This window comes from Miltoncostaea marina, assembly GCF_018141525.1.
Classification (GTDB): Bacteria; Actinomycetota; Thermoleophilia; order Miltoncostaeales; family Miltoncostaeaceae; genus Miltoncostaea; species Miltoncostaea marina.
This window is the reverse complement of record NZ_CP064655.1, coordinates 644,609-667,232: the sequence shown is the minus strand read 5'-3', so window position 1 is coordinate 667,232 and position 22,624 is coordinate 644,609. Positions and strand designations below refer to the sequence as shown.

The following is a 22,624-nucleotide window of genomic DNA, read 5'->3' as shown; positions in this document are numbered from 1 at the left end:
ACGGAGTCACGCGCAGCATACCGATGCGCCCGGCGGCCCCGGCCGGACGAGTGCGGCACAATCACCGGGTGCCCCGGACGGCCGGACGCACGCGACGAGGGGAGCGAACCGCATGAGCACGACCCGGCACGGCGCCGTCGAGGATCTGCAGGAGGCGCGGCCGAGCGCCGCGATCGGCCTGACCCGCGCGGGCGTGACGCACTCCGCGAAGGCGATCCGCATCCGCCACGACGGCGACGAGCGGCTCTTCCACGCCGAGATCGCGTGCTTCTCGGACCTGCGCCCGGAGCAGAAGGGCGTGCACATGTCGCGCTTCGAGGAGACGGTCAACGAGGCGATCGACGAGGTGGTGCTCGGCGAGGCGCTGCGCATCGAGGTGCTCGCCGAGCACATCGCCCAGCGCGTGGTGGAGCGCCAGCGCGCCCGCCGCAGCGAGATCACCATCCGCGCCTCCTACCCGGTCGAGAAGCTCACCCCCGTGACCGGCATCGCCACCCAGGAGATGTACGGGCTCATCGGCGTGGCGGCCGCCGGACCGTCCTGGAGCCGCCGCCTCGTGGGCGTGACCGCCCAGGGCATGAACGCCTGCCCCTGCGCCCAGGGCCTGCTGCGCGGCCAGGCCGCCGACGACCTGCGCGCCGACGGCTTCAGCGACGAGGAGATCGACCGCATCGTGCGGCTGGTGCCGATCGCGACCCACAACCAGCGCGCGCGCGGCACGCTCTACCTCGGGACCCCCTCGGGCGAGGGCATCGACGCCGACGCCCTGCTCGAGATCGTCCTCGACGGCATGTCGTCGGAGATCTACGAGCTCATGAAGCGGCCCGACGAGCAGTTCGTCGTCGATCGCGCGCACCGGCGGCCGCGGTTCGTGGAGGACTCGGTGCGGGAGATGATCGCCGGCACCCTCGAGCGCCTGCCGTCGCTCCCGGACGACGCGTTCGTGCTCGCCCACCAGGCGAACTTCGAGACCATCCACACCCACGACGTCGAGGCCGAGCGCCACGGCCTCGTCGGCGAGATCCGCGCGGAGCTCTCAGGCACCGCCGGGCGGGCGCGGCACCTGTCCATGACCGAGTGGCTCGACGGGGCCGCCTGAGCCCGGGTCCGGCTAGACCCGGGCGCGCACGGCCGCGGCCAGCCGCCCCAGGGCCCAGGCGGGGTCGCGCAGCGGCGGGTCGAGCAGCTCGCCGGGGGCCACCGCGGCGCGCGCGATGCGCGCCGCGACCGCCCGCGGCGACTCGTCGATGCGCCCGGCGCGGGCGTCGCGCAGGGCCGCGCACTCGCCCTGCAGCGGCACGTAGGTCACCGGGCGCAGCGCGGCGGGGTCGGGCGGGGTGAACCGGCCGAGCGCCGCGTCGACGCCGAGGGCCGGCTGGTCGAAGCCGGCGGCCACGGCGGCCCCGACCGAGGCGGCCAGGCGCAGGTTGACGTCGTGGAACCACCAGCGACCGCCGCGCTCGAGCAGGTTCATGCAGCACGGCCCCACGTAGCCCGCGACGTCGAGCAGGCGGCGCGCGGCGGCCTCCAGCCCCGGCGGCGCCGGCACCACGCGCGACACGGAGCTCGTGCCGACGACGCGCGGGTACGTCGTGGCGACCCTCGCCGCCACCATCGCGAAGGCGCCGGCCGCGTCGCGCACGCAGTGCAGCACCCACGCCTGGCCCACGATCTGCTCCTGCACCACCGCGTCGAGGCCCGAGCGGCGCAGGTGCGCGACGGCGGCGTCCCGCTCGGCGGCCGTGGGGACCGCGACGACCGGGGCGCGGACGGCGTCCGAGATCGACGTGCGCGGCTTGACGATCGACGGCAGGGGCGGCCAGGCCCCCCTCGGCCCCTCGGCCGTGACCTCGACGCTCGCCGGGTGGTCCACGCCGGCGGCCGCCGCGGTCGCCGCCAGCTCGAGCTTGTCGCACAGCATGCGGTACTGGCGCGCGTCCGGGCCGGCCACGACGGCGCCCCCGAGCGGAGGCTCGCGCTCGGCCAGCAGCCGGACGACGTCCTCGTCGAGCGGGAGCACCGCGTCGACGCCCTCCGCCGCGCACGTGGCGGACAGCCAGCCAAGGAAGGCGGCGGGCTCGCGCTGCGGCGATGGGTAGCGGCGCGGCCGCGGGCACGCGGCGGAGCGGCCGCCGGGGGCGCCGGCCGGGTGCGCCGCGATGACGCGGTGCCCCGCGGCGCGCAGCGATCGCAGCGCCCAGGGGCCCGGGCGGTGACCGCACCAGACGACGAGCACCACGGCCGGCGCGCCGCGCTCGCGGCGCCGCGGCGGGGCGTGGGCCTCTCGGACGAGCATCGCGGTGGGCATGGCGCACCCATCGGCACGCGCAGGGGGACGGGTCGAGCGTCGGGGCGCACGGTGGTCAGGCGCTCGTCAGGTCGGCGGGCCGGTAGCCTGCGGGCGTGAACCAGGTCGTCGTCACCGCCGTCGGCGCCGACCGGCCCGGCATCGTGGCCGCCCTCACCGGCGCGCTGCTGGAGGTCGGCGGCAACCTCGAGGAGACCCGCGCCGCGCTGCTGCGCGGCTCGTTCGCGACCGTGCTCGCCGTCGCGGTGCCCGACGGTGTGGGCGCCGCCGAGGTCGAGGCCGCGCTGCGCCCGGTGGCCGAGGAGCTCGGCCTCGGCATGTGGGTGGGCCCGGCTGCCGACCGGCCCGCGGGCCCGACCCCCGCCCGCGCCGTGCTGTCCGTCTACGGCGCCGACCACCCGGGCATCGTCCACGGCATGGCGGTCGCCCTCGCCACCCACGGGGCGAACATCGTCGACCTCACCGCCCGCGTGGTGGGCGACCCGCCGCTCTACGTGCTCGGCATCGAGTTCGAGCACGAGGCCGGCGCCCCCCTCGACGGGCTGCGCCGCGCGCTGCGGCGGGTCGCGGAGTCGCACGGCGTGGAGATGAGCATCGAGCACGAGGGCGACGAGGTCCTCTAGTGCCCCGCGCCGCGAGTGGTGCGCGCGCCCGCGTCGCGGGGCGGGCGGCGTGATCCGCGAGGTCCTGCGCTACCCCGACCGCCGGCTCAAGGAGCGCTGCGCCCCCGTCGGCGATCCCGGCCCCGCGGCCCTGCGCCTGGCCGGGGACCTGGTGGAGACGGCGCGGTCGTTCCCGCGCACCGTCGGCATCGCCGCGCCCCAGATCGGCGAGATGTGGCGGATGGCCTGGGTCGACTGCACCGGCCACCGCAAGGCGCCCGACGCCCAGGGGCCGCTGTGGCTCATCGACCCGGTCGTGCTCGAGGCCGACGGCGAGGAGATCGGCCGCGAGGGGTGCCTGTCGCTGCCCGACATCACGGCCAACGTGCGCCGCGCGACCCGGGTGACCGTGGAGGCCACCGGCCTCGACGGGGCGCGGCGGCGCATCGAGTCGGCCGGCTTCGAGGCCCGGGCGATCCTCCACGAGATCGACCACCTCGACGGCGTGCTGATCCTCGACCGGGTGGCCTCGCTGACGCTGGACGTCTTCCCGCGGCGGCGCTGACGCCGGTAGGCTCGCCGCATGATCACCGCACGACGCATCGGATGGCTCTGCGCGGCGGCGGCGAGCGCGGGCCTCGCCCTCCCCGCCGCGGGCGCCGCGGCGCTGATCGTGCCGCAGCACGGCATCGCCGGCGCGAAGATCGGCCAGACCGAGGAGCGCGTCCGCGACGTGCTCGGTGCGCCGGTGCGGACCGTGCACGACACCACCATCTTCGGCCCGCGCACGCGGCTGCTCTACCGCGGGCTCACCGTGACGCTGCAGGGCGCGCGCCGCGTGACCTCGGTGTCGACCCGCTCGCCGGCGCACCGCACCCGCGGGGGCGTGGGCGTGGGCTCGACGGAGGCCCGTGCGCGCAGCACGATCCGGGGCCTCACCTGCCGGTCGCTCGGCGGCGTCCGCTCGTGCGTGCTGGGGGCCGAGGAGCCGGGCCGGCGCGTCACGCTGCTGCGGGTGCGCGACGGCGTCGTGCGTCAGGTCGTCATCGGGATCGTGATCGACTGACCCCGGCGCGGCGCGGCGCGGCCGCGCCGCGCCCTACCGGCGCTTGGAGTAGACGTCCCCCTCGCCGCCGCCGCGCACGGCGTGCACCGGGTGGCCGGCCGCCTCCCACTGGTAGTACGAGCAGGCCGGGCCGAACGCCGGCTCGTAGACCTCGGGCCGGGGGTTGCGGCCGGCGTCGCGGGCGGCCGCCGCGTGGCGCAGCAGGCTGGGGTCGTCGATCTCGGGCCACACGATCACCAGGTGCGCCGCGGTGAGGAACTGGGCGACGAAGGTGCACCCCTCGGCCGGGCAGGGCCACGGGTCGGTGCGGACGCAGTACCAGCCGCTGTAGTCCTCACCGGAGTCGTCGGTCCACAGCTCCTCCTCCTGGTCGACCTCCTGGTCGACGTCGGGGATGGGCGGCGCGACCATCGGCTCGTCGAGGCCAATGCCGGGGCGGGACGGGTCAGCGGGCATCGGGCCTCCTCGCGGCCTCGGGGACGGGTGCGACGGCGCGGCCGTCCATCCAGGCCGCCGCGCCGTCGGCGCGCACGGCCTGCTTCCAGATGGGCGCCCGCGCCTTGAGCTCGTCGATGACGTGGCGGCATGCCGCGAACGCCGCCGGCCGGTGGCCGGCCGAGGCCGCCACCGCGACGCTCGGCTCGCCCACGGCCACCGCGCCGACGCGGTGCAGCACGGCGACCTTCGCGCCGTAGGCCTCGCGGGCCTCCTCGGCGATCGCCTGCATCTCGGCCAGGGCGAGCTCCTCGTAGGCCTCGTAGAACAGCTCGGCCACCTCGCGCTCGCCCGCCTCGCGGCGGGTGGTGCCCACGAACAGCGCGGTGCCGCCGTGGTCCGGGTCGGCGACCGCGGCGAGGACCGCCGCGGGGTCGATGGGCCCCTCGTTGAGCCCGATCATCCGCCCGACACCGGCAGCACCAGCGCCACCTCGTCGCCCTCGCGCAGGGGGGCGCCGGGCAGGGTCCACACGTGGTTCAGCGCGTAGCGCAGCCCCTCGGGCGGCGCGCCCGCGCGCAGGGCGTCGGGCAGGTGGCTCCACACCGCCCCGACGGGGGTGGCCGGCGGCAGGCGCATGTCGAGCGAGCCGGTGCCGGCGGCCTCGCGCAGCGAGGCGAACAGGCGGACGGTGACCCGGATCTCGGCCATCGCCGGATGATACCCGCGGCGGGGCCGACCCCCCCGTTCGTCTAGTGGCCCGCCGATCGTCGGTTCTCATAGGTTCGCCCAATGCCGACACGCAGAACCATCCTCCCCCTCCTCGCCGTCGCGGCCTCCGCGGCCGCCGCCCTGCCGATCATCGGCTTCGGTGCCCCCAACAGCGGGATGCCGGATCTGCGCTCCGATCCGCCGCGCAACGCGTACCTCGAGGCCAACGGCGGCCGGCTGCTGCTGCGCTTCGACGGCTACGTGACCAACGTCGGCACCGGCCCGCTCGACATCACCGGCGACCCGAGCGTCGGCGGCGGCATGAAGCAGCGCACCTGGGACGGCTCCACCTGGACGGAGGTCGGCGCGCCGCGGGTGACCTACGAGACCGCCGACGGTCACGACCACTTCCACCTGATGAACGCGATGTACTACTCGCTGGTGCGGGCGGACAGCACCGTCGAGGTCGCCCCGGGGCAGAAGGTCGGCTTCTGCCTGTACGACATCGAGTGGACGCCGAGCAGCGCCCCGGTGCGCGACGAGCAGGCGTACTCGCCCCAGGCGTTCTGCCAGCAGGGCAAGCCGTGGGCCACCGAGCTGTCCATGGGCGTGTCCGCCGGATGGCGCGACGTCTACGACGCCGGACTCACCTTCCAGTGGGTCGACGTCTCCCGCACGGCGCCCGGCCCGTACCGCCTGTCGGCGGTCTCCGACCCGAACAACGTGATCCGCGAGTCGAACGAGGGCAACAACGGCTCGGCCTACACGGCGTTCACGATCCCCGGCCACGTCGCGCAGCCGGTCGGGCCCGTGCAGGTGCCGGGCGGCTCGTCGGCGCGGCCGATCACGCTCGCCGCCCTCACCCACGGCGGCGGCGCGGCCGGCGCCAGGCGGTTCCGGGTCGCGTCGGCCCCCGCCCACGGCACGCTCAACGTGGCGGTGGGGCAGGAGATCACCGGCGGCCAGGTGCTGTACACGCCGGACCCGCGCTACTCGGGGCCCGACTCCTTCACCTTCACGGCGCACAGCGGCAGCGGCGAGGTCGCCGGGTTCCCCCGCAACCCGGCGACGGCGCCCGTGACGATCCAGGTCGGGCAGCGCACCGCGCCGACCCTGCAGATCTCCGGCGCGCCGGCGTCCATGGTGGCGGGCACCTCGGTCCAGCTCGGCGCCGTCCTGTCCCCCGCGGGCGCAGTCACCTGGAGCGCGAGCGCCGGCGCGATCTCGCCCGGCGGGCTCTACGTGGCCCCGGCCACGCCGCCGGCCGGGGGCACGGCGACGATCCGCGCCACGAGCGCCGACGACCCGTCCGTCTCCGCGCAGGTCCAGATCGCAATCGCGCCGGTGCCGCCGAAGGTCGGCGCGCCGGGGCTGCCCACCGGCGGGGCGGCCGTGGCCGGCGGCAACGGCCTGCTCGTGCGGCCGTCGGTCACGCGCCGCGGCCGCATCATCGCCGTGCGCACGACCGCCCGGGTCGACGGGCGCCTGGTCGTCAGCGCCATCCGCAACGGCCGCGCCGTGGCGCGGTGCAGGGTGGGCGCGAGGGCCGGGCGCAGGGTGGCCTGCAAGCTGGTGCTGCCGCGCCGCCTCGCCCGCAGCACGGTCCGCGTCGCCGTCGGCCTCAAGGGCACCGGCGGCCGGCGCGCGTCCGTCCGACTGCTCGCGCGGCCCCGCGCCTAGCGGGCCGCGGCCGGACGTCGCGGAGAACCCCCCGAGCGACCAGGTTTACGAAACCGTGGCGGGACATACGCTCGCCCCCCGGCGGGGTGAGCGCCCCGCCCCCCACCGGCCCCGGAGGAAGCACCCATGCGCATCGCGCGCCGGCTCGTCCCATCGCTGATCCTGCTGCTCGTCCTGGCGGGGACGGCGGTCGGCGCGCCGCGCTCGGGCACGCTCCTCGACCCCGCCGGCGACGTCGGCTCGGCGGATGGCTACTCCCGGCCGGATGCGGCACAGCTCACCATCGCGCACGACCCCGACACCGGGCGGCTCACCACCCAGGTGCGGTTCCACCAGCCCGTCCCGGTCGTCCAGAACGGCCGCCACACGGAGTTCGTCGTCGTGCTCAACACGGGCTCGGCATCCGCCGCCGGCTACTGCGACTGGGGCAGGGGCAGCGACCTCGAGGTCCGCATCGAAGTGGTGCGCGGCCCGTCCGGCGACAGCGTCCGCCAGGTCACCACGAACCGCCTGCCGCGCACCGACTACGACGACCGGGGGGTCGGGTTCTTCAACCTCGCCGGCGACCTGCTGACGGTGACCGTCGAGCGACCCGAGCTCGCCGGGCGGCTGGTGACCTGCGTGTCGCCCACCCGGGTCACGTACGGGGCGCTCCCGGGGGCGGACGAGATCGCCGGCTTCTTCTTCGATGGCTTCCAGCCGCCGCCGCCGGCCCCCGACGAGGTCCGGCCCAGCGTCCGCTGGAGCGCCCCGGCGGGCGGCGCGGTCATCTCCGGCGTCTACAGCGAGGTGGCCTCCAACGGCGCGAAGCGATGCGAGGTCGTCGCGTCGGACAACGTGCGGGTCAACCGCGTCGAGATCTTCGTCGACGACGTGCTCCACGAGATCCAGCGCTTCGCGCCCTGGGGCTGCGAGCTCGACACGCGCAAACTCACCGAGGGTCAGCACACCCTCCGTGCGGAGGCCTTCGACGAGGCCAACAACCGCGCGGTCGCCTCGATCACGGTCACGGTCCGCAACACCGGGGCGCCGCCGCCCCCGCCTCCGCCGCCCGTCGAGATCCCGATCGACATCGTCCCCGTTACGCCCCGTGACCCGGCGCCCACGCCGGCCGTGCCGGCCGTGCCGGTGACCGGCGCGCCGCCCGCCCCGCCCGTCGTGCCGGTCATCTCGTCGCGGCTCGAGCCGTTCGTGCGCTGCCGCGTGGTGCGCTCGATGGTTCGCTGGTGCCGCGTCAAGCCGGGGGCCTTCCTCAGCGTCCGGGTGACCGGCGGCGACGGCCGCCTGCGCAAGGACGTGAGCGGCCGGGTGCGGGTGCAGATCACGTGCAGCCCCCGGCGCGCGTGCGCCGACGGCCGCACGATCCGCCTCCGCACCGCCGCGCCGAAGCTCAAGACGCTGCTCGGCCGGCGGCCGCTCGCTGTCGGCACCCGCATCGACTTCCGCATCACGCGCCCCGGCGCGATCGGCAGCTATCACCGTCTCAAGATCACGCGCAACGGCCCGGCCACGAAGACGTGCGAGCTCGTCGGCACCAGGATCCGGGCGTGCGGCTGACGCCGGCGGCCCGCCTGCCGCTCGCCGTGGCGGCCGCCGCGATCGTCGCGTTCGGGGCCGCCTTCGCGGCGGGCCGCGCGACGCGGGACGACGCGCCCGCGCCCGTCGCGGCGCCCGGCCCGGCCGCCGCGGCCGCGGTGGTGGCGCGGCCCGCCCAGCGGATCGCCGCGGTCGAGCCGCTCGGGCGCCTGCCCGCCATGCGCACCACGCCCGAGCCCGAGCCCGCGCCGCCCGCCCCCGCGCCCGCCGCGCCCGGGCCGAGCGCGCCGGCGCCCACCCCGGCACCGGCCCCCGCGCCCACCCCGGCACCGGCCCCCGCCCCCACCCCGGCGCCCGCCCCGGACGACGGCTTCGAGGACTTCCGCTGACCGCACACCACCCCACCCCATCCCCGTTCGCGCCGCTCGGGCGGGCGGCAGCATCGCCAGGAGGATGCGCCACATGTGGCTGAGGATTCACACCGCCGACGGCGAGGAGCGCGACGTCCGGGTGACCGGCGAGCGCTTCCTGATCGGCCGCGACGAGGACTGCGACCTCGTCCTCGACGACCCGCTCGTCTCCCGGCAGCACGCCGCGCTGACCCCACTCGAGGACGGGCGCGCCGAGCTGGAGGATCTCGGGTCGTCGAACGGCACCCGGGTCGACGGCCGCATCCTCCACGCGCCGGTCGTGCTCGAGGGCGGCGAGGCGGTCCTCATCGGCGAGACGGAGATCGTCACCTCCCGCACCGGGCCCGCGGCCGGCACCGTGGTGCAGGTCGGTGCGGCGGCGGGCCGGGTGGTGGAGCCGCGTCCCGACGACCCCGACGATGGCCCGTCCCGCGCCCCCGGCGGGCTGCTCGCGGGCATCGCCGGCGGCGTGGTCGCCCTGACGGGCCTCGCGATCCTCGGCCTCTGGCTGGGCGGGGTGATCTGGGACGACGGCGCCCTGGCCGACGTGGTCGAGGACGCGCGCCCCTCCGTGGTGGTCGTGAACGCTGCCGACGGCGCCGGGCACGCCGCCACCGGCTCGGGCTGGGTGCTCGACGCCGAGCGCGGCCTCGTGGTGACCAACAACCACGTCGTGAACGCGGGCACGCTCTACACCGTGTCGGTGGCCTCCGGCGAGCCCGCGGAGGGCGCCGAGGACACCCCCCTCGAGGAGCGTGACGCCGAGCTGGTCGGCGCGGCCGTGTGCGAGGACCTGGCCGTGCTGCGGATCGCGCCCGAGGGGCTGCGCACGCTGCCGATGTCGAGCCAGTCCGAGCTGCGCCAGGGCGACCGGGTCACGGCGCTCGGCTTCCCGGGCACCGAGTCGGACCGCATCGACTACGTGCAGACCACCGGCACCGTCTCGGACGTGCGCACCTCGTTCTCCAACGACCAGCTCCGATTCGACGTGCCAGACCTGCCGAACCTGATCCTCACCGACACGACCTTCAACCGCGGCAACTCGGGCGGCCCGCTGGTGAACGCCGACGGCGAACTGGTCGGCGTGGCCACCGGTGCGCGCGGCTCGCAGAACTACGCGATCGGGGTCGACCACGTGAAGCAGATCGTCGCCCAGCTGCGGCGCGGCGTCTCCATCGGCTGGACCGGCCTCGGCCTCGAGTTCGTGCCCGGCCAGCAGGGCGCGATCGTCACCGACGTGGTGCCCGGCACGCCGGCCGCGGCGGCGGGCGTGGAGGCGCCGATGCTGCTGACCGCCATCGAGCGGCCCGGCCAGGACCCCGAACCCATCGAGGCGCGCCTCGCGGACTACTGTGACGCGATCGGCGACGTGGAGCGGCGCGAGACGTTCATCGCCCGGATGCTCCCCATGGAGGAGACGCCGGACGGGGACTACGCGCTGACCGGCGGCCCGGCCGAGCGGGTCCGGCTGTCGCTGAAGTGACCGGGGCGCGCGGGACCGCGGCGCGGCGGCGGCGATAGCGGTGCCGCCGCGCCTGCGCCGCGGCGCCCCCCGGCGGGTGACGCTGGGGAGCGCCCTCGTCGGCCGGTACGAGCTGCGCGAGCTGCTCGGCGACGGCGCGATGGGCAGCGTCTACCGGGCCTTCGACCGCGAGCTCCACCGCGAGGTCGCGGTCAAGTCGCTGCTGCCCGAGCTGGCGGGCGACCCCGTGTTCGTCGAGCGATTCGAGCGGGAGGCGCGCGCCCTCGCCCGCCTGCGCCACCCCAATATCATCGGGCTGTACGACATGGTGCGCCCGCCGGACGGCGGCCTGTTCCTGATCCTGGAGCTCGTGCGCGGCCGGTCGCTGCAGGCCGTGCTGGACCGGGAGGCCCCGCTGCCCTGGGCGCGGTGCGCGCGGATCGGCATCGAGGTCTGCAGCGCGCTGGCGGCGGCGCACGACGCGGGCGTCGTGCACCGCGACATCAAGCCCGCCAACGTGCTGATGGAGGAGGACGGCACCGCCCGGGTCGCCGACTTCGGCATCGCGCACCTCGCCGGCGCGGCCGGGACGACCCGCGCCGGGCTGATGCTCGGCACCCCCGAGTACATCTCGCCCGAGCAGGCCGAGGGGCGCCCCGCGACCGGGCGGGCCGACCTCTACAGCCTGTGCGTCGTGCTGTTCGAGGCCAGCACCGGGCGGCTGCCGTACACCTCGGACGAGGGCGTGCGCGCCATCGCGATGCAGCACATCGCCGCCCCCGTCCCCGACTCCCTCCGCCTGGCGCCGGCCCTGCCCGCCGAGGCCGCGGCGATCATCGAGCGCGGCATGCGGAAGGACCCGGCGGACCGCTTCGCGGACGCCGCAGAGCTGGCCGCCGCGCTGTCGGCGACCCGCGACCTGCCCCCGCGGCGGCCGCCGCGCCGGACGGCGGCGCCCACGGTCATCGCGCCCGCCGAGGGGCCGGAGGAGCCGGCCGAGCCGGAGCCCGTCGCCGATCCGGAGCCGGTCGCGGAGCGGGATCCGGTCGCGGACCCTCGGGCCGTCTCGGAGCCGGCGGCCGTCGCCGGACCCCCGGCGCCCCCGCCGCGCCGCGAGCCGGCCCCGCCGCCGCTCGTCTGGGACGGGCCCCCCGCGACGGTGATGGCGCCCGCCGGCGACGACCCCGCTGGGCGCCCGCAGCGCCGCCGGCGCGTGGCGGCGCTGCTCGCCGCCGCGGTCATCGTGGCGGCCGCCGCCGCGGGCGGGTTCCTCGCGGGCGGGTCCGGCGGCGGCGACCCGCCGCCCGCCCCGGGCGCCCGGGCCGTGGAGGCCGACCGGGTGTCGACCGAGCTGCCGGGCGACTGGGCGCCGGCGGCGGCCGGGATCCCCGGCGTCGCGCTCGCCGGCGGCGCGGCCTACGCGCCCCCCGACGGCTCCGGCGTCATCGCGGTCGGCCGCTCGGGGGGGCGCGGCGCCACGCTGCTGCCGCCGGCGCTGCTCAGGCGGCTGCCCGCGCAGCCGCGGGGCGAGGCGGTCGACCTGGGCGGCATCCGGGCGCTGCGCCATCGCGGCCTTGACGCCGACGGAGTCGCCGGCGAGCTCACCGTCTACGCCGTCCCCACCGACGACGGCGTCGCGACGCTCGCGTGCCACGCCTCGCCCGCCGACGCCGGCGCCGTCGCGGCCGCCTGCGACGCCGCGGCGGCCGCGCTCGACCCGGGCGACGGGCACGTCTACGCGCTCGACCCCGCCCCCTCGTACGCGCGGGCGGTCGGCGAGGCGATGAGGCTTCTGCGCCGGGCGCGCGCCGGCGGCCTCGCCAACCTGCGCGGCGCCCGCCTGCCGGGCCCCCAGGCGGCCGCCGCGGACGGCGTGGCGCGCGCCCACGCCGCCGCGGCGCGCGCGCTGCGCGCGGTGGACCCCGGCCCCTCGCGCGAGGCCGCCCACCGCCGGCTGGTGGACGCCGTGGCCGGCGGCGGCGACGCGTTCACGAGGCTTGCCGCGGCCGCGCGCGCCGAGCGCGGGGCCGGGTTCGACGGGGCGCGCCGGGAGGTCGCCCGCGCCGACGCACGGCTGCAGGCGGCCCTGCGCGCGCTTGCGGCGCTCGGATACGACATCCGCTGAGCGCCGGGGGCGCCCGCTCACAGAATCCGTACCACCCGTCGCGCGCGAACAGTCGAGGGCCGGCCCGCCCGAACGGCCGGTTGGAGGGGCGCCGGGCGCTTCCTAGGGTCGCCGCATGACCCCTTCCGCAGATCCCCGCCACGCCGCCCGGCGCCCGCGCCGGCGCGCGGTCCTCGGGCTGCTCGGCTCCGCCGGGCTGGCCGCGGCTGCGCTCGCCGTCGCCGCCGCGACCGTGACCAGCGCCCCGAACCTGCCCGACCTGATCTCCGAGCCGCCCGGCGACCCGACGACCCACGTCTACGTCGATCGGGACGGCGAGCGGCTCCTGATGCGCTTCGACGGGTACGTCACCAACCGGCCCGGCGCGCCGGCGGAGCTCGAGATCTTCGCCGACCAGCCCGACGCCCAGGGCGCCATGCGCGTCGTGCGGCAGCGGGTGGGGCCGGACGACGCGGTCGTCACCCACCCCTCCGGGCGCAGGCCGGTCGTGATCTTCGAGGTGGCCGACGGCCACCGCCACTACCACCTGAAGAACGCCGGCGAGTACAGCCTCTGGACGCCCGACGGCCGGCAGCAGGTCGCGCTCGCCCAGAAGACCGAGGTCGGGTTCTGCCTCGAGGACTCGAAGTACCTCGGCGGCGGCCTGGGCGCGCGGTACAGCTCCGGGACCAACGACTTCTGCCTGCAGAGCGACCCGGGCCAGGGGCCCCGCGGCGGGCCGCTGGTCATGGGCATCACGCCGGGCTGGCGCGACGTCTACGACGCCGGCCTGCCGTACCAGTGGGTCGACGTGTCGAGCACCCCGCCGGGTCGCTACGAGCTCGCCAATCAGGCCGACCCGACCGACGTCATCGCCGAGAGCGACGAGTCGAACAACGGGCACGCGTTCACCCCGGCCGTCGTGCCGGGCTTCCTGCCGAAGGGGCTCGACGTCGGCCGGGTCGACCCCGGCCGGGCCGCCCGCGTGACGCTGCAGGCCGAGGAGTTCGTCAGCGAGTGCTTCACGCGCGGCGACCCCGAGGACCGCGGGTACTGCGACCCCGGCCCGCTGCGCTTCCGCATCACCACGGCGCCGCAGCGCGGGGAGCTGCGCCAGGGCGACCGGGTGATCGGCGCGGGCGACGTGCTCACCGCCGGCGAGCTGAGCTACACCGCGAACCCCGGTCAGCGCGGCGGCGACGTGTTCCACTACGAGGCCTTCGACGCCGGTGAGCCGGGCTTCCCGCGCGTCCGGCCGCAGGCGGCCGTGGCGATCCAGGTCGGCGCGCCCGTCACGACGGTCGCGATCTCCGGCGCCCAGCCGAGCATCGTGGCGGGCCTGTCCTTGCAGCTCTCCGCGATCGTGACGAACGGCCCGTCGGGCGTCACGTGGACGGCCTCCGCCGGATCCATCACCCCGGACGGCCTGTTCACCGCGCCGGCCACGGCCGGCACCGTGACCGTCCGCGCCACCAGCAGGGACGACCCCTCGGCCGCCGCCGAGGTGGCGATCCGCGTCACGACGCCCCAGGTGCAGGCCCCCGCGCCGATCGGCCGCGGCGGCGGCGGCGGGGTCACCCGGTCGGCGCGGCAGCTGCTCATCAACCAGCGCATCTCGCAGGCGGCCGTGCGGCGCGCCAGCGGCGTCGAGCGCTGGCTGGCCGCGGGCGTCGCGGCGCGCGACCTGGCCGGCGGCGGCATCACCGCGCGCACCCTCGGGCCGGGCATCCGCACGGCGCCGCGGCCCACGCCGGCGGCGACCACCGCGGCCGACCCGCGGCCGGTGGCCGTCGCCGCGCCCCGCCGGGCGCGCGGCGCGCGGGTCACCCTGAGCGGCCGCCAACTGCTCATCAACCAGCGCGTGTCGCAGGCGGCGATCCGCCGGCTCAACGGCCTGCGCGCCCGGCTCGACGGGCGCCTGACCGGCGGCGACCTCCGGCCCGGGGCGGTCGAGCGCGGCAAGCTCGCCGCCGGCCTGGACGTGGTCGCGGCGGACCTCTCCGTGGCGCGCCCGCCGGCGAGCAGGACGCGCGTGGCGGCCCCGGGCCGACGGGGGACGCGCGCGCTGCCGCTCACCGCCGCCCAGCTGCGGGTCAACCAGCGGATCGCCCAGGCCGCGGTGCGCCGCTCCAACGCGCTCGTGGCCGAGCTGGAGGCCGGGCTCGACGGCGGCCACTTCGCCGACCGCTCGATCGTGGCGGCCAACCTGGCGCCCGGCGCCCGGTCCTGACCGTCCGGACCCGGCGGCCCCCTCCTGCGGGGGGTCCGCCGGGGGCCCCGCCGCGCATACGCTCGGCGGGCCCATGCTGCACGCGCCACCGCCGCCACCACCGCCGCCGGTTCCGGTGGCCGAGCACGCCGCGCCGGCGCTGACGCCGCCGGCGATCGTGCGCAACGGCCGCACGACGATCGTGCGCACCGTACCCCGGCGGGCCGGGGCGCTGACCGTGCGCGCACAGCGCGCCGGCCGCACCGTCGCGCAGTGCGCGCAGGCCGCGCGCGCCGGCCGCCGGGCCTGGTGCCGCCTGCGCGCCCCCGAGGAGCTCCGCGACCTGCCGCTGCGGATCGTCGTGACCCTGCGCGACGATGAGGGCCGCGTCGCCTCCGTGAGCGCAACCGCGCTGCCGCGCCTGACGCGCCCCTCGATCACGCGCGGCGGCCGCACCCTGGTGGTGCGCACCGTCCCCGGCCTGGACGGCACGGTGTCCGTCGTGGCGGCGAGCGGCGGCCGCGCCGTCGCCCGCTGCTCGGCCCGCGGCAGGGCTGGCGCCCGGCTGATCTGCGTCCTGCGCGCGCCGGCGCGGCTCGCGGACGCCCCGCTGCGCATCGTCGTGACGCTGGCGGCCGGCGACGGCCGCTCCGCCGTCGCCCGGGCCGTCAGCGCGCCGTAGCGCGCCGCCCGCCGCGGGCGCCCCATCGAGCGCCTCCCGGCACCGATGTCGCGCGCGAACAGTCGAGGTGCGGACCTCCCCGAAGGTGGAGTGCGCCGGCTGGCCCGCCCCGCATACCGTCCGCCCCGGCGCACCGCGCAGCGACATCGCCCGGCGACCCACAGGAGCAGGGGACATGGAGGACCGCGTCGAGCACCGGGTGACCGCGGCCCCCCGCGATCGGCGGAGCGTCGGCGATTCGGCCCGTCCGGACAGGCCCCACCTGCACCTCCGAGGGGGCCGACCGGAGCACCGGTCCGCGTAGCGTAGGGCCCCGAGGACCGCCACCTGCCGTCACGACATCTCCCGAGGTACTGAACGCATGAACGAGGACTCCCGAGCGACCCCCGAAGGGCAGGCGACCGCACCGGCGACGCGGCGTTCACGCCGGCGCGCGGTGCTCGGCCTGCTCGGATCGGCGGGCCTTGCGGCGGCGGGGCTGGCGATCGCGGCCACGAGCGTGACCAGCGCGCCCAACCTGCCGGACATGATCTCGGAGGCGCCGGGCCCGCCGGCCACCCACGTGTACCGCGACGGCCGCCTGCTGATGCGCTTCGACGGCTTCGTCACCAACAACGTGACCGCGCCGGCCGAGCTCGAGATCTTCGCGCGCAACCCGAACTCGCAGGGCGCGATGACGTTCGTCGAGCAGCGCTCGGGCGGGACGGCGGTCCCCGACGGGGGACGCCAGCCGGTGGTGGTCCACGAGGTCGCCGACGGCCACCAGCACTACCACCTGAAGAACGCCGCCGAATACACGCTGTGGACGCCCGACCGCAGCCGCCAGGTGGCGCTCGCCCAGAAGACCGAGGCGGGCTTCTGCCTGGAGGACTCCGAGCGCTGGGCCGGCAACGCGCCGCAGAAGTACAGCTCGGGCAACAACCGCTTCTGCCTGCAGGGCGCCAGCTACGACCCCGGCCCGCTGACGATGGGCATCTCGCCCGGCTGGCGCGACATCTACTACGCCGGGCTGTCGTACCAGTGGGTGGACGTCTCCAACGTGGCGCCCGGCGAGTACCAGCTCGCCAGCCGCGCCGACCCGACCGACGTCATCGCCGAGAGCGACGAGGGCAACAACGGGCACGCCTTCCGGCCGGCCGTGGTCCCCGGCTACATGCCGCGCGGCCTGAGCGTGGGCAGGGTCGAGCCGGGCCAGAGCGCCGCCCTCACCCTGTCGGCGGACCGCTTCCAGAGCCAGTGCTTCGACGGCGACTTCAGCCCGAGCCCGGCCGACAAGCGGTACTGCGACCCGGGGGCCGTCCGCTACCGCATCACCTCGCTGCCGGCGCGCGGCACCCTGCGCCAGGGCGCCACCGCCCTCGGCGTCGGCTCCGTGCTGACGAGCGGCGCCATCACCTACACCGCGAACGCGGGCCAGCGGGGCGGCGACTCGTTCACCTACGAGGCGTACGACTCCAGCGAGCCGCGCTTCCCGCAGACCCGGCCGCAGGCCGCGGTGGCGGTGCAGGTGGGCGCGCCGATCACGACCGTCGCGATCTCCGGCGCGCAGCCGACGATCGTCGCGGGCCTGTCGATGCAGCTCTCGGCGCTCGTGGGCAACGGGCCGGGTGGCGTCACGTGGACGGCGAGCGCCGGCACGATCACGCCGGGCGGCCTGTTCACCGCCCCGGCCAAGCCGGCGACGGTGACCATCCGCGCCACGAGCAACGACGACCCGTCGGCGTTCGCCGAGGTCACGGTGCAGGTGACCGCGGCCCAGGTCCAGGCGCCGGCGCCCACGACGAAGCCGCGGCCGCTGATCAAGCGGCTCAGGGTGGGCCGGGTCGGCACGCGGCTCGTCGTCGCCAAGGTCACCGCGGGCCCGAAGCGCGGCAAGGTGCGGGTGACCGCCACGCTCAAGCGCACGGTGCTCGGCCGCTGCGTCCGCAACGTGCGGGCCGGCAAGACGGTCACCTGCAAGATCACGCTGAAGCGCAGCTACAACCTGCGGCGCGTGAAGGTCACGGCGAAGCTGACGTCGGGCAAGTCGTCGGCCGTGCGCCGGTCCTTCGTCGTCACGCCCAAGAAGCGCGGCTAGCAGCGGATCCGGGCGGCCCGGCGTGTGGTAGCGTCGGGCCGCTCCGGGGCCGCCCGTGAGCGCGGCCCGAGCGCGATCGCAGCAGGGGGCGAGTGACCGAGCGTAACGCCGGCGCGGACGAGCACGTCCACGCCACAGAGTCGGGGATCAACGTCGAGCGCGTCTACGGCGGGCCCCTCGGGGACGACGTCGTGGAGCGGCTCGGCGAACCGGGCGGCTTCCCCTTCACCCGGGGCATCCACCCCACGATGTACCGGCAGCGTCCGTGGACGATGCGCCAGTACGCCGGCTTCGCGACGGCGGAGGAGACCAACGCCCGCTTCCGCTACCTGCTGGCGGCCGGGGCGCCCGGGCTGTCGACCGCCTTCGACCTGCCGACCCAGCTCGGCCTCGACTCCGACGACCCGCTGGCCGCCGGCGAGGTCGGCCGCGTGGGCGTGGCGATCGACTCGATCGACGACATGAAGCGGCTGTTCGACGGGATCCCGCTCGACGAGGTCTCGACCAGCATGACCATCAACGCGCCCGCGTCGGTGCTGCTGCTGCTGTACCAGCTCGTGGCGGAGGAGGGCGGCGCCGACCCCAAGGAGCTGCGCGGCACGATCCAGAACGACGTGCTCAAGGAGTACGTGGCCCGCGGCAACTACATCTACCCGCCGGTGCCGTCCATGCGGCTCACCACCGACACGTTCGCCTACTGCGACGCCGAGCTGCCGCGCTGGAACACGATCTCGATCAGCGGCTACCACATCCGCGAGGCCGGCTCGACGGCGGTGCAGGAGGTCGCGTTCACGCTCGCCAACGGCATCGCGTACGTCGAGGCGGCGCTGGCGGCGGGGCTGGAGGTCGACCGCTTCGGGCCGCGCCTGTCGTTCTTCTTCAACGCCCACAACAACCTCATGGAGGAGGTCGCCAAGTTCCGGGCGGCCCGCCGCCTGTGGGCCCACATCATGCGCGACCGCTTCGGCGCGACCGCCGAGCGGGCGATGACCCTGCGCTTCCACGCCCAGACGGGCGGCAGCACCCTCACCGCCCAGCAGCCGCACAACAACATCGTGCGCGTGGCCGTGCAGGTGCTCGCGGCGGCGCTGGGCGGCGCGCAGTCGATCCACTCCAACGGCTTCGACGAGGCCCTCGCCCTGCCCACCGAGGAATCGGCCAAGCTGGCCCTGCGCACCCAGCAGGTGATCGCCGCCGAGTCGGGCATCCGCGACACGGTCGACCCGCTCGGCGGCAGCTTCTACCTCGAGTCGCTCACCGACGAGATCGAGGCGCGGGCGCGCGGGCTGATCGAGGACATCGACCGCCGCGGCGGCGCGGTGGAGTGCATCGAGCTCATGCGCGAGGCGATCGCCGACGCCGCCTTCCGCCACCACCAGGAGGTGACCGCGGGCGAGCGGACCGTGGTGGGGGTCAACGCGCTCCGCGAGGACGACGAGCAGCCGGTGCCCCTGCACCGCATCGACCCGTCGATCGAGACCAACCAGGTGGAGCGGCTGCGGCGCCTGCGCGAGGCGCGCGACGCGGCCGAGGTGGAGGCGCGGCTCGCCGACGTGCGCGCCGCCGCCCGGGGCACGCAGAACCTGCTGCCGCCGATGCGCGAGGCGCTGCGCGCCCGCGCCACGGTGGGCGAGGTGTGCGGCGTGCTGCGCGAGGAGTTCGGCGAGTACGACCGCATGCGGGGGGACGTGTGAGCGTCGAGGAGAAGCGGGAGCGGCTGGCGCGGTTGCGCGAGGAGGCCCGCCGGCCCGGGACCGAGGCGGCGATCGCCCGCCAGCACGAACGCGGCAAGCTCACCGCGCGCGAGCGGATCGAGCTGCTGCTCGACCCGGGCAGCTTCACCGAGCTCGACATGTTCACCCGCCACCGCGCGCACGGCTTCGGCCTGGAGGACAACCGGCCGTGGGGTGACGGGGTCATCACCGGCCACGGCACGATCGACGGCCGCCGGGTCTACGTCTTCAGCCAGGACTTCACCGTGTTCGGCGGCAGCCTCGGCGAGGTGTTCGCCGAGAAGATCGTCAAGGTGATGGACCTCGCGGTGAAGATGGGCTGCCCGGTGATCGGCATCAACGACTCGGGCGGCGCGCGCATCCAGGAGGGCGTCGTCAGCCTCGGCGGCTACGCGGATATCTTCTTCCGCAACGTGCGGGCGAGCGGCGTGGTGCCGCAGATCTCTGTCGTCATGGGCCCGTGCGCCGGCGGCGCGGTCTACAGCCCGGCGATCACGGACTTCATCTTCATGGTCCGCGAGACGAGCCACATGTTCATCACGGGGCCCGAGGTCATCAAGACGGTGACCGGCGAGGACGTGACCATGGAGGAGCTCGGCGGCGCGCAGAGCCACGCGACGAAGTCGGGCGTGTGCCAGTTCGCGGCCGACTCCGAGCAGGAGTGCCTCGAGATGGTGCGCGAGCTCATGTCGTTCCTGCCGCTCAACAACCTCGAGTCGCCCCCGTTCGTGCCGACGGCCGACCCGCCCGACCGCCAGGCGCCGGAGCTGGCGACGATCATCCCCGACGTCGCCTCGAAGCCGTACGACATCGCCGAGGTGATCGGCCACGTCGTGGACGACGGCGACTTCCTCGAGGTGGCCCCCCTCTTCGCCCCGAACATCGTGGTCGGCTTCGCCCGCCTGGCCGGGCACACGGTCGGCGTGGTGGGCAACCAGCCGAAGTCGCTGGCCGGCGTGCTCGACATCGACGCGTCGATCAAGGCCGCCCGCTTCGTGCGGTTCTGCGACGCGTTCAACGTGCCGCTCGTCTCCTTCGTCGACGTGCCGGGCTTCCTGCCCGGCACGACCCAGGAGTACGACGGGATCATCCTGCACGGCGCGAAGCTGCTCTACGCGTACGCCGAGGCGACGGTGCCGAAGCTGACCGTGATCACCCGCAAGGCCTACGGCGGGGCGTACGACGTCATGTCGAGCAAGCACCTCGGCGCCGACTTCAACGCGGCCTGGCCCACGGCCGAGATCGCCGTGATGGGGGCCGAGGGCGCGGTCAACATCGTCTTCCGCCGGGAGCTGCAGGAGGCCGAGCGCAACGGCGGCGACGCGGCCGCCCGCCGGGCCGAGCTGATCGCCGACTACACCGAGCGCTTCGCCAGCCCGTACATCGCCGCCGAGCGCGGCTACGTCGACGACATCATCGAGCCGGAGGAGACGCGCGGCTGGCTCATCCGCGCGCTCGAGGCGTCCCTCACCAAGCGCGAGGCGCCGCCGAGGCGCAAGCACGGGAACATCCCGCTGTGACCGCCGGCTGGACGGCGTACGCGCCCCGCGCGGCGGGCCTGCGCGTGCTGGCGGGCGGCGACCCGGGGCCGGAGGCCCTGGCCGCCATCGCGGCGGCGCTGACGGCCCTGACCGACGAGGAGGCCGCCCCTCCGGCCGATCCGACGCCGGTCGCCTACCGCTCGCCATGGCGGCGGGCGGCGATGCAGGAGGCGGCCGGCGCGGCCGCCGGCCCCGACCACAGCAGCCGATCCTGGGGAGCGCGCTAGGTGTTCACGAAGGTCATGGTCGCCAACCGCGGCGAGATCGCGATCCGCGTCTTCAGGACGCTGCGCGAGATGGGCATCCGGTCGGTCGCCGTCTACAGCGACACCGACCGCGACGCGCTCTTCGTGGCGCACGCCGACGAGGCGTACTCGCTCGGCCCCGGCCTCGCGGCCGAGACCTACCTCGACGTCGGCAAGCTGATCGCCATCGCCCGCGAGGCGGGCGTGGAGGCGGTCCACCCGGGCTACGGCTTCCTCGCCGAGAACGCCGGATTCGCGCGCGCCCTGGCCGAGGCGGGCATCGTCTGGATCGGGCCCCCGCCCGACGCGATCGACGCGATGGGCTCCAAGGTGCGCTCGCGGGCGCTGATGGACGCGGCCGGCGTGCCGATCGTCCCCGGCGTCACCGAGCCGGTGGCCGACGTGGACGCCGCCCGCGAGGTGGCCGAGCGGATCGGCTACCCCGTGGCGGTCAAGGCGAGCTCGGGCGGCGGCGGCAAGGGCTTCCGCGTCGCCCTCACGCCCGAGGCGCTGCCGGACGCCTTCGAGGGCGCCATCCGGGAGGGCGAGCGCTTCTTCGCCGACGGCACCGTCTACCTCGAGCGCTACCTGCCCGAGCCGCGGCACGTCGAGATCCAGATCGTCGCCGACGACCACGGCGCCTGCGTCTGGCTCGGCGAGCGCGACTGCTCGGTGCAGCGCCGCCACCAGAAGCTCGTGGAGGAGACGCCCTCCCCCGTCGTCTCGGACGACCTGCGCCGGCGCATGGGCGAGGCCTCGGTGCGCGCGGCGACCGCGGTCGGCTACCGCTCGGCCGGCACCATCGAGTACCTGGTCTCGGGCGAGGAGTTCTTCTTCCTCGAGATGAACACCCGCATCCAGGTGGAGCACACGGTCACCGAGATGGTCACCGGCCTCGACCTCGTGCGCGAGCAGATCCGCATCGCGGCCGGCGAGCCGTTGTCGGTGGCCCAGGACGAGGTGCGCCCGCGGGGCCACGCCTTCGAGTGCCGGATCAACGCCGAGGACGCCGAGCAGCGGTTCCTGCCCTCGCCCGCCCTCATCACCGCCTACCGCGAGCCAGCGGGCCCCGGCGTGCGGGTCGACTCCGGCGTGCGCGCCGGCTCGCAGATCCCGGAGATCTACGACCCGATGGTCGCCAAGCTGGTGGTGTGGGACGTCGACCGCGAGTCGGCCCGACGGCGCATGCTGCGCGCGCTGGACGAGTACGTGATCGAGGGGCCCGCGACGCTCATCCCGTTCCACCGCTGGCTGCTGCGCCAGGAGGAGTTCATCGCGGGCGGCGCGCTGCACGCGGAGCTCAACCGGATGGCCGACGCGCCGACCCCGCTGCCCCCGGCCGACGGCGCCGCGCCCGCGCAGGCGGCCCCGGGCGACGAGGCGCCCGAGCCGGCGCCCCAGGCCGAGCGCCACTTCACCGCCGAGGTCAACGGGCGGCGCTTCGCGGTGGCCCTGCGCTACGACCCGCCCGCCGGCGGCGGCGGCGCGGGCGCCCCCGTGCCCGCCCCGAAGAAGCGCGCCAAGCGCTCGGCCGGCGGCGCGGCCGGCGCCGGCGGTGCCACCAACGAGGTGGTCACCCCGATGCAGGGCACCGTGCTGCGGACGCTGGTCGAGGTGGGCCAGCAGGTCGAGGCCGGCGCCGTCATCTGCATCGTGGAGGCGATGAAGATGGAGAACGAGGTGGCCGCCCACCAGGGCGGCACGGTGAAGGAGCTGCGCGTGGCCGACGGCCAGGGCGTGGCGGTCGGCGAGGTGCTCGCGATCGTCGAGTGACGCGCGACGCGCGCGGCGGCCGGGCCCCGGCCGCCGCGCGTGACGCGCCG

20 protein-coding genes are annotated in these 22,624 nt (G+C 76.3%); 16 read left to right on the top strand and 4 right to left on the bottom strand.

Annotated features, from left to right (window positions below; genetic code table 11):
- Positions 1 to 112: 112 nt before the first annotated feature.
- On the top strand, positions 113 to 1,099 hold the full coding sequence (mptA, locus tag ITJ85_RS03250) for a GTP cyclohydrolase MptA (RefSeq protein ID WP_217914924.1): 987 nt from the start codon (positions 113 to 115) through the stop codon (positions 1,097 to 1,099).
- A gap of 12 nt (positions 1,100 to 1,111) precedes the next feature.
- Here the strand turns inward: mptA and ITJ85_RS03245 are convergent, their stop codons facing one another.
- Positions 1,112 to 2,308, bottom strand: coding sequence for an ATP-grasp domain-containing protein (locus ITJ85_RS03245; RefSeq protein WP_217914923.1), 1,197 nt, complete (start codon positions 2,306 to 2,308; stop codon positions 1,112 to 1,114).
- A 95-nt stretch (positions 2,309 to 2,403) separates the two neighbouring features.
- Here ITJ85_RS03245 and ITJ85_RS03240 point away from each other — a divergent pair, with 95 nt between their 5' ends.
- The 3 genes from ITJ85_RS03240 to ITJ85_RS03230 are packed head-to-tail and all read left to right on the top strand — an operon-like array spanning position 2,404 to position 3,976.
- Complete coding sequence (locus ITJ85_RS03240; RefSeq protein WP_217914922.1) at positions 2,404 to 2,931, top strand: glycine cleavage system transcriptional repressor; 528 nt, start codon at positions 2,404 to 2,406, stop codon at positions 2,929 to 2,931.
- A gap of 49 nt (positions 2,932 to 2,980) precedes the next feature.
- Positions 2,981 to 3,475 carry a peptide deformylase gene (locus ITJ85_RS03235; protein ID WP_217914921.1) on the top strand — a complete coding sequence of 165 codons (495 nt, stop codon included), beginning with the start codon at positions 2,981 to 2,983 and terminating at the stop codon, positions 3,473 to 3,475.
- Between the two features lie 18 nt (positions 3,476 to 3,493).
- A complete protein-coding gene (locus ITJ85_RS03230; RefSeq protein WP_217914920.1) occupies positions 3,494 to 3,976 on the top strand; it encodes a hypothetical protein in 483 nt (160 codons plus the stop codon).
- Positions 3,977 to 4,009: 33 nt separating this feature from the next.
- Here ITJ85_RS03230 and ITJ85_RS03225 read toward each other — a convergent pair whose 3' ends face one another.
- From ITJ85_RS03225 to ITJ85_RS03215, 3 genes are read right to left on the bottom strand one after another with little or no spacing between them, the layout of a single operon-like run.
- Complete coding sequence (locus ITJ85_RS03225) at positions 4,010 to 4,432, bottom strand: hypothetical protein (RefSeq protein ID WP_217914919.1); 423 nt, start codon at positions 4,430 to 4,432, stop codon at positions 4,010 to 4,012.
- Complete coding sequence (locus ITJ85_RS03220; protein ID WP_217914918.1) at positions 4,422 to 4,874, bottom strand: molybdenum cofactor biosynthesis protein MoaE; 453 nt, start codon at positions 4,872 to 4,874, stop codon at positions 4,422 to 4,424. Before ITJ85_RS03220 ends, ITJ85_RS03225 begins: the two co-directional genes overlap by 11 nt.
- On the bottom strand, positions 4,871 to 5,122 hold the full coding sequence (locus ITJ85_RS03215; protein ID WP_217914917.1) for a MoaD/ThiS family protein: 252 nt from the start codon (positions 5,120 to 5,122) through the stop codon (positions 4,871 to 4,873). Before ITJ85_RS03215 ends, ITJ85_RS03220 begins: the two co-directional genes overlap by 4 nt.
- An 81-nt stretch (positions 5,123 to 5,203) precedes the next feature.
- On the opposite strand from ITJ85_RS03215, the gene ITJ85_RS03210 reads away from it, so the two are divergent.
- The 12 genes from ITJ85_RS03210 (at position 5,204) to ITJ85_RS03155 (ending at position 22,574) form a co-directional block, all read left to right on the top strand.
- A complete protein-coding gene (locus tag ITJ85_RS03210; RefSeq protein ID WP_217914916.1) occupies positions 5,204 to 6,802 on the top strand; it encodes a lysyl oxidase family protein in 1,599 nt (532 codons plus the stop codon).
- Positions 6,803 to 6,928: 126 nt separating this feature from the next.
- A complete protein-coding gene (locus ITJ85_RS03205) occupies positions 6,929 to 8,359 on the top strand; it encodes an Ig-like domain-containing protein (protein ID WP_217914915.1) in 1,431 nt (476 codons plus the stop codon).
- On the top strand, positions 8,350 to 8,727 hold the full coding sequence (locus ITJ85_RS03200; protein ID WP_217914914.1) for a hypothetical protein: 378 nt from the start codon (positions 8,350 to 8,352) through the stop codon (positions 8,725 to 8,727). Before ITJ85_RS03205 ends, ITJ85_RS03200 begins: the two co-directional genes overlap by 10 nt.
- Before the next feature lie 73 nt (positions 8,728 to 8,800).
- Complete coding sequence (locus ITJ85_RS03195) at positions 8,801 to 10,231, top strand: trypsin-like peptidase domain-containing protein (RefSeq protein ID WP_217914913.1); 1,431 nt, start codon at positions 8,801 to 8,803, stop codon at positions 10,229 to 10,231.
- 40 nt (positions 10,232 to 10,271) lie between these two features.
- Complete coding sequence (locus ITJ85_RS03190; RefSeq protein WP_217914912.1) at positions 10,272 to 12,335, top strand: serine/threonine-protein kinase; 2,064 nt, start codon at positions 10,272 to 10,274, stop codon at positions 12,333 to 12,335.
- Positions 12,336 to 12,450: 115 nt separating this feature from the next.
- Positions 12,451 to 14,544 (top strand): lysyl oxidase family protein, encoded by a 2,094-nt coding sequence (locus ITJ85_RS03185; RefSeq protein WP_217914911.1) that lies wholly within the window; start codon positions 12,451 to 12,453, stop codon positions 14,542 to 14,544.
- A 73-nt stretch (positions 14,545 to 14,617) separates the two neighbouring features.
- The gene (locus tag ITJ85_RS03180; RefSeq protein WP_217914910.1) at positions 14,618 to 15,205 is read left to right on the top strand and encodes a hypothetical protein; all 588 of its coding nucleotides are present in this window, start codon (positions 14,618 to 14,620) and stop codon (positions 15,203 to 15,205) included.
- Positions 15,206 to 15,641: 436 nt separating this feature from the next.
- A complete protein-coding gene (locus ITJ85_RS03175; protein WP_217914909.1) occupies positions 15,642 to 17,282 on the top strand; it encodes a lysyl oxidase family protein in 1,641 nt (546 codons plus the stop codon).
- A 92-nt stretch (positions 17,283 to 17,374) separates the two neighbouring features.
- Entirely contained in the window at positions 17,375 to 18,976 is a 1,602-nt protein-coding gene (locus tag ITJ85_RS03170) for an acyl-CoA mutase large subunit family protein (protein ID WP_217914908.1), read from the top strand.
- Positions 18,973 to 20,535: an acyl-CoA carboxylase subunit beta gene (locus tag ITJ85_RS03165; protein ID WP_217914907.1), complete on the top strand. Its 1,563-nt coding sequence runs from the start codon at positions 18,973 to 18,975 to the stop codon at positions 20,533 to 20,535. The genes ITJ85_RS03170 and ITJ85_RS03165 overlap by 4 nt, the downstream gene beginning before the upstream one ends.
- Positions 20,532 to 20,783 carry a hypothetical protein gene (locus ITJ85_RS03160; protein WP_217914906.1) on the top strand — a complete coding sequence of 84 codons (252 nt, stop codon included), beginning with the start codon at positions 20,532 to 20,534 and terminating at the stop codon, positions 20,781 to 20,783. Before ITJ85_RS03165 ends, ITJ85_RS03160 begins: the two co-directional genes overlap by 4 nt.
- Positions 20,784 to 22,574 carry an acetyl/propionyl/methylcrotonyl-CoA carboxylase subunit alpha gene (locus ITJ85_RS03155; RefSeq protein ID WP_217914905.1) on the top strand — a complete coding sequence of 597 codons (1,791 nt, stop codon included), beginning with the start codon at positions 20,784 to 20,786 and terminating at the stop codon, positions 22,572 to 22,574.
- The last annotated feature ends 50 nt before the right edge of the window (positions 22,575 to 22,624 follow it).